The sequence below is a fragment of the Solemya elarraichensis gill symbiont genome, assembly GCF_002021095.1.
Taxonomy (GTDB): domain Bacteria; phylum Pseudomonadota; class Gammaproteobacteria; order Chromatiales; family Chromatiaceae.
Window position 1 is genome coordinate 1 of sequence record NZ_MPRK01000113.1, and the last position, 5,905, is coordinate 5,905.

General features: G+C 54.3%; 4 protein-coding genes and 2 pseudogenes. All 6 read right to left on the bottom strand.

Annotation, left to right across the window (positions count from 1 at the left end):
• A pseudogene (locus BOW51_RS06775) lies at positions 1 to 295 on the bottom strand (hypothetical protein); the annotation flags it as partial.
• Positions 296 to 456: 161 nt separating this feature from the next.
• Positions 457 to 942: a signal peptidase II gene (gene lspA, locus BOW51_RS06780; protein ID WP_078477030.1), complete on the bottom strand. Its 486-nt coding sequence runs from the start codon at positions 940 to 942 to the stop codon at positions 457 to 459.
• On the bottom strand, positions 942 to 3,764 hold the full coding sequence (ileS, locus tag BOW51_RS06785; RefSeq protein ID WP_078477031.1) for an isoleucine--tRNA ligase: 2,823 nt from the start codon (positions 3,762 to 3,764) through the stop codon (positions 942 to 944). The genes lspA and ileS overlap by 1 nt, the downstream gene beginning before the upstream one ends.
• A 36-nt stretch (positions 3,765 to 3,800) precedes the next feature.
• A complete protein-coding gene (ribF, locus tag BOW51_RS06790; RefSeq protein WP_078477032.1) occupies positions 3,801 to 4,733 on the bottom strand; it encodes a bifunctional riboflavin kinase/FAD synthetase in 933 nt (310 codons plus the stop codon).
• A 48-nt stretch (positions 4,734 to 4,781) separates the two neighbouring features.
• Positions 4,782 to 5,624 carry a phosphatase PAP2 family protein gene (locus tag BOW51_RS06795; protein WP_135568116.1) on the bottom strand — a complete coding sequence of 281 codons (843 nt, stop codon included), beginning with the start codon at positions 5,622 to 5,624 and terminating at the stop codon, positions 4,782 to 4,784.
• Positions 5,621 to 5,905 (bottom strand): annotated as a pseudogene (locus BOW51_RS06800) (hypothetical protein); the annotation flags it as partial. The gene BOW51_RS06795 and the pseudogene BOW51_RS06800, both read right to left, overlap by 4 nt.

Below are 5,905 nucleotides of genomic sequence, written 5' to 3' on the forward strand. Positions count from 1 at the left end.
AACGGTTGTCCCAGTTGTTGTAGCCACGACCGTAGTAAGAGTTGTCAGCATCGCCTTCCCAATCGGTATCAGCATCAGCATCGAAGTTCATGTTGAAGCTGCCACGGCCTTTGCCACGACCACGACCAGAACCACGACCGTCTCCGTAACCATAACCGTCGTTGTTCCAACGGTTGTCGTTGTAGTAGCTGCTGTCGTTGTCATCACCAAAGAAAGGCATGTCCCATTCTGCTACTGCAGCTGAAGAAGCACCCATGATCGCTGCGATTGCAGCTGCTGTAATAATCTTTTTCATTTCAATCTCCAAGAGAGTTTTCATGTTTCAATCGTTTCGTGATCCGGAAGTATCGCGCGCCGTCTCAGTGACAATAAGAATATAAGTAATTACTTAAATTATCTAATTCGCAATGCTTATACTAACTATTAATAGTTTTTATTATTAACCAAGGTGGAACTTCAACCTCTCTCAGGAGGGAGCTCTGACTGTTTCTGGAAGAAGGCATCGAAAAGCAGAAATCCGACACCCAGGACGATAGCACTGTCAGCCACGTTGAATGCGGGCCAACTCCAGTGATCATAATAGAAGAGTAGAAAATCGATAACCTGGCCATAGAGCACACGATCAATCAGGTTGCCGATAGCACCCCCGAGCACAAGGCTCACACCCACAGCAACAACACGCTCATGTGGTTGCATACGCCTGAGCCATACGACCAGCCCGATGGATATCACTACCGACAGCACCACGAAAAACCAGCGCTGCCAGCCACCCGCATCGGCAAGAAAACTGAATGCAGCTCCCTTGTTATATACGAGCGTCAGGTTGAAGAAGCCGTCAATTACAGGCAACTGCTCCCTGAATTCGAAACTCGCCTCGACCCAAAGTTTTGTCGCCAAATCGATGACAACAACCAGCAGAGACAGCCACAGCCAGCGCAGCATCAGGCAAATACTCTCTCTTCACCCTCACCGCTAACATTGGTCACGCACCTGCCGCAAAGCTCGGGATGATCGGCATTAGCACCAACATCCTCGCTGTGGTGCCAGCAACGATCGCACTTGGCAGCAGCAGACGGTGTCACTGTCACCCGCAATCCACTCAGCTCAGTGTCAACACCCGTGTCTGCATCGCCAGTGACAACGGATGCTTTCGAGGTAATGAGCACAAAGTGCAACTCATCGCCAAGAGCAGCCAGGGCATCATGCAGTTCACCTTCACAACTGAGAACCACCTCGGCATCCAGCGATGAACCGATGGCTCCGTCCTTGCGTGCCTGTTCGAGCAGTTTGCCGGTAGCAGAACGTGCACGAATGATCTGCTGCCACTGTTCTGTGCTAACCACATCAGTGTCATTCAGATTGAACAGCCCCTCATACCAGGTTTCGAGAAAAACGGAGTCGCTGCGCTCACCCGGTAGGTGCTGCCAGATCTCTTCAGAGGTAAAGCTGAGGATTGGCGAAAGCCAGCGAACCAGCGCTTCGGCAATGTGATACATGGCGGTTTGTGCTGAACGCCGTGCATGACTATCTGCCTGGCAGGTGTACTGCCGGTCCTTGGTGACATCCAGGTAGAAGCCCCCCATGTCCGTGACACAGAAGTTATGAATCTTCTGGAAAATCAGGTGAAAACTGTAGTCACGGTAAGCTTCGATGATCTCGTCCTGCAACTGCGCAGCACGCGCGACCGCCCAGCGATCGAGTGCAACCATGCTGTCGGCCGGCACTATGTTGGCTGATGGATCAAAACCATCGAGGTTCGACAGCAGGTAGCGCGATGTGTTGCGGATGCGTCGATAGGCATCGGCAGTGCGCTTGAGAATCTCTTCGGAGACGTTCATCTCACCGCGATAATCGGTTGCTGCCACCCACAAACGAATGATGTCCGCACCCAGGTTCTTCATCACTTTCTGCGGCTGCAGCACGTTACCCTCGGACTTGGACATTTTGCGGCCGTTGGCATCGACGGTAAATCCGTGGGTAAGCACACTCTTGTAAGGTGCATGCCCATACATGGCAGTCGATGTCATCAGGGATGACTGGAACCAGCCACGGTGCTGATCGGAGCCCTCGAGGTAGAGGTCTGCAGGCGCATGCAGGTCATCACGCAGATTCAGGACTGCGGCATGGGTTACACCCGAATCGAACCACACATCCAGCGTATCAGTCACCTTGTCATAGTCAGCTGCATCTTCACCGAGGAATGCCTCAACATCGAGAGAGAACCACGCCTCGATCCCCTGCTGCTCGACCTCTGCCGCAACACGTTCGATGAGTTCGGCTGTATTCGGGTGCAATTCGCCAGTCTGACGGTGAATAAACAGTGTGATCGGAACGCCCCACGTACGCTGGCGCGAGATACACCAGTCAGGACGTCCCTCGACCATGCCCTCGATACGTGCCTGGCCCCATGCAGGCATCCAGTGCACCTTTTTGATCTCTTCCAGTGCGGCCTTGCGCAAGCGATTCTGCTCCATGCTGATAAACCACTGTGGAGTAGCACGGAAAATAATCGGTGTCTTGTGACGCCAGCAGTGCGGATAGCTGTGCATCAGCGCCTCTTCACGCAGCAGTGCGCCGCGTTCGCGCAGCACGTCGATGACGTGAGCATTGGCCTTCATCACGTGTTCGCCGGCAAACAGTTCTGTGCCTTCAACAAACACACCATGACTGTCGACGGGATTATCGACCGGCAGGTCGTAATACTGTCCGGCAACGAAATCCTCGACACCATGGCCAGGTGCTGTATGCACGGCACCGGTACCAGTCTCGAGCGTGACATGTTCACCGAGAATAATCGGCACCTGTCGATCATAGAATGGATGCTGCAGCATCAGGTTTTCGAATTCGCCGCCCTTTCCATAGGCGAGTACATGGCAGCGCTCGATATTCCAGCGGTCCATGGTCTCCTTCAGCATGCCCTCGGCAACCATCAGGCGCTCTTTGCCCGCATCGCTCTCAACCTGAACGATGGCGTACTCAAGCGCGGGATTGAAGGCAACACCCTGGTTGGCGGGCAATGTCCACGGCGTGGTGGTCCAGATCACAACCGACATCGGGCCTTCGCCATGGCGATCAGGCACCGAGTGACAGCGTGTGAAACATGCTTCCTCGTCAATCACATTGAATCGCACATCGATTGCGTGTGACTGCTTGTCCTTGTATTCGACCTCGGCCTCGGCAAGTGCAGAACCACAATCGGTACACCAGTGCACCGGCTTGGCTCCCTCGTGCAGATGGCCGTTGTCTACAATGTGCCCCAGCGAACGGATGATCTCCGCCTCGACCTGGTACTGCATCGTCAGGTAAGGATTGTCCCAGTCGCCAAAGACGCCAAGACGCTTGAAATCTTCGCGCTGGCCATCGACCTGCTTGGTTGCATAAGTACGACACGCCTTGCGGAACTCGGCCGCGGTGACCTTTTTGCCCGGCTTGCCAACTTTCTTTTCGACCTGAAGTTCGATTGGCAGGCCATGACAGTCCCAGCCGGGTACGTATGGCGCATCATAGCCATCCAGGGTACGTGACTTGACGATAATATCTTTCAGTACCTTGTTGACCGCATGGCCGATGTGAATCTCGCCATTCGCGTAGGGAGGTCCATCGTGCAGAATGAATGTCGGGCGCCCCTTGCAGGCCTCGCGAATCTTTTCATAGAGACCTGTCTGCTCCCAATGGTGCAGCAGCGTGGGTTCACGTTGCGCCAGGTTGCCCTTCATCGGAAAGGCTGTTTTTGGCAAATTCAGGGTCTCTTTGTAGTTACTCACAATAGTTCTCAGGTCTGTATCAATTTTTTAAACGGTTCAACTCTTCTCCAGCGCTTCCTGCGCATGAATGACGTCTCTATTTATCTGCTTTTTCAAATCTTCAAACGAGTCAAATTTTATCTCGTTGCGCAGGTGTGCAACAAATTCCACCTCGATATGTATCCCGTAAACTTCCCTGTCGAAGTTAAACAGGTGCACTTCCAGGATGACTTCTTTGCCATCATCGACAGTCGGTCGCCTGCCGATATTTGCAACACCCTCGATCGGCTTGTCCCCAAGCCCGTTCACGCGTACCGCGTAGACACCGTGCAACGGCGTCTTGCGTCGGTGTGCCGGGATATTCAGCGTCGGAAAACCGATCGTACGTCCACGCTTGTCACCATGCGAGACTCGCCCGCAGATTGAATAGGGCCGGCCAAGCAGTGCTGTGGCAGTCTCAAGATCATCATCCGCGAGACACTGGCGTATACGCGTGGAGCTGACTCGCTCGCCATCAATCATGTGCGTATCCATATCGTCTACCGCGAAACCATGCAGCTCACCGGCATCACGCAGCATCGAGGCGTTGCCACTGCGTGCACGTCCAAAACGAAAATCATCACCCACGTAGAGGTGCTCAACGCCAAGACCACGTACCAGGATCTCGTCGATGAAGGTCTCTGCTCCCATCGAAGCAAGCCGCCGAGAGAACTCCAGCACGAGCACCGAGTCAACTCCACACGCTTGTAACACCTGCAGTTTTTCGCGTAAACGCGTCAGGCGCGCGGGCGCTTCGTCGGGACTAAAATACTCGGTTGGCTGCGGTTCGAAGGTAATCACGGTCGAATGCAGACCCAACCGGCTGCCGACATCATGCAACGAGCGGAACACTGCCTGGTGCCCACGGTGAACACCATCAAAGGTGCCAATAGTGGCGACGCAGCCATGATCTTCGGGGCGCAGATTATGAAGCCCGCGTATTAGTCGCATAGTCGAACGGATGCAGACGAAAAACGCGATTATATCAGGATTAAATGGTCAGGCTACGCCGTTTTCAGACTTCCGGGATGAAACAAACAGGTCACGGTAGTCGTACAAGGCCTTGAGAAGGGCGATGCCGATCACGGCCCCAACGAGCAAGGGAGCATGTGGATTGCCATCATCACCGGAAAGCAGCGCAATCATTGCCAGCAGAGGCACGATCAACAGGGCCAGGTGCACTCTCGGACGCAGGCCTGCCTGCCACGCAGAAACAACCCAGGTTCCAAGCACCGCGGCCATCAGGCCGGTGGCGGCACCGCCAAGCAGATCAATAGGCCAGTGAACACCAAGTGCAACCCGGCTAAGCGCAATCAGGCCCGCCAGCAGCAGAAGTGCCAGCTGCTTGTACCTGCCTGTCGTGTAGACAAACAGCACACCGCAAAAAATAAATGTCGACAATGTATGGCCGGAAGGAAAGCTGTGGCTTTTGAGTGCCGGGCCGACAAGATGCAGCAACTCCTCACCGAGTATCGCTGGCGGACGTAATGCATCGACATTGATCTTGATGCCGCGTGAAAAGAGGCCACCAATCACTGCCGTGACCATAATCGCCCAGAATATATCCGGCCTACGGCGAGCGAACAGCAGGGTCAGGACGAGCAGGATGCGCTCATCACCGAAGCGAGTGAGCCACATCCAAACGGTGTCAGACAATATCTGCTGAGTGAACTGCTGCAGAATCCCAAAAGCAGCCATGTAACCACCGCCAAACTGCAGCAAGAGCATGCCAGCGGATGCCAGGAAAAAAATAACCGCAAGCAGCAGGTAGCGATTGCGCAACTGCATCCTCTGTTTTTCCACCGTCAGCCGAGGTGCCTGCAGGAGAAAACGCCGGCTCACTTGTTACCATTCTGTGCGTCGAGCGTCTCGACCAGAGCCGCAGGTGCCTGCTTGAAAATAACACGACGGCTTCCAGCCGGTGCAGACTCGAGATAATCATCAAGCCTGTCGATACGGACGTAAGCCCACTCTCCCGGCTGCGCCGCTTCCTTCCTGATCACTTGCTCACTGTAGAGACTCACGCTTGGCTGGTAAACACGATACAGGACCAGTTTCTTTTCCTGCTCTTTTGCCAGCAGCGCTGCAGCTTTCGGACCAGCCTGCATGGTATTCAGCACGAC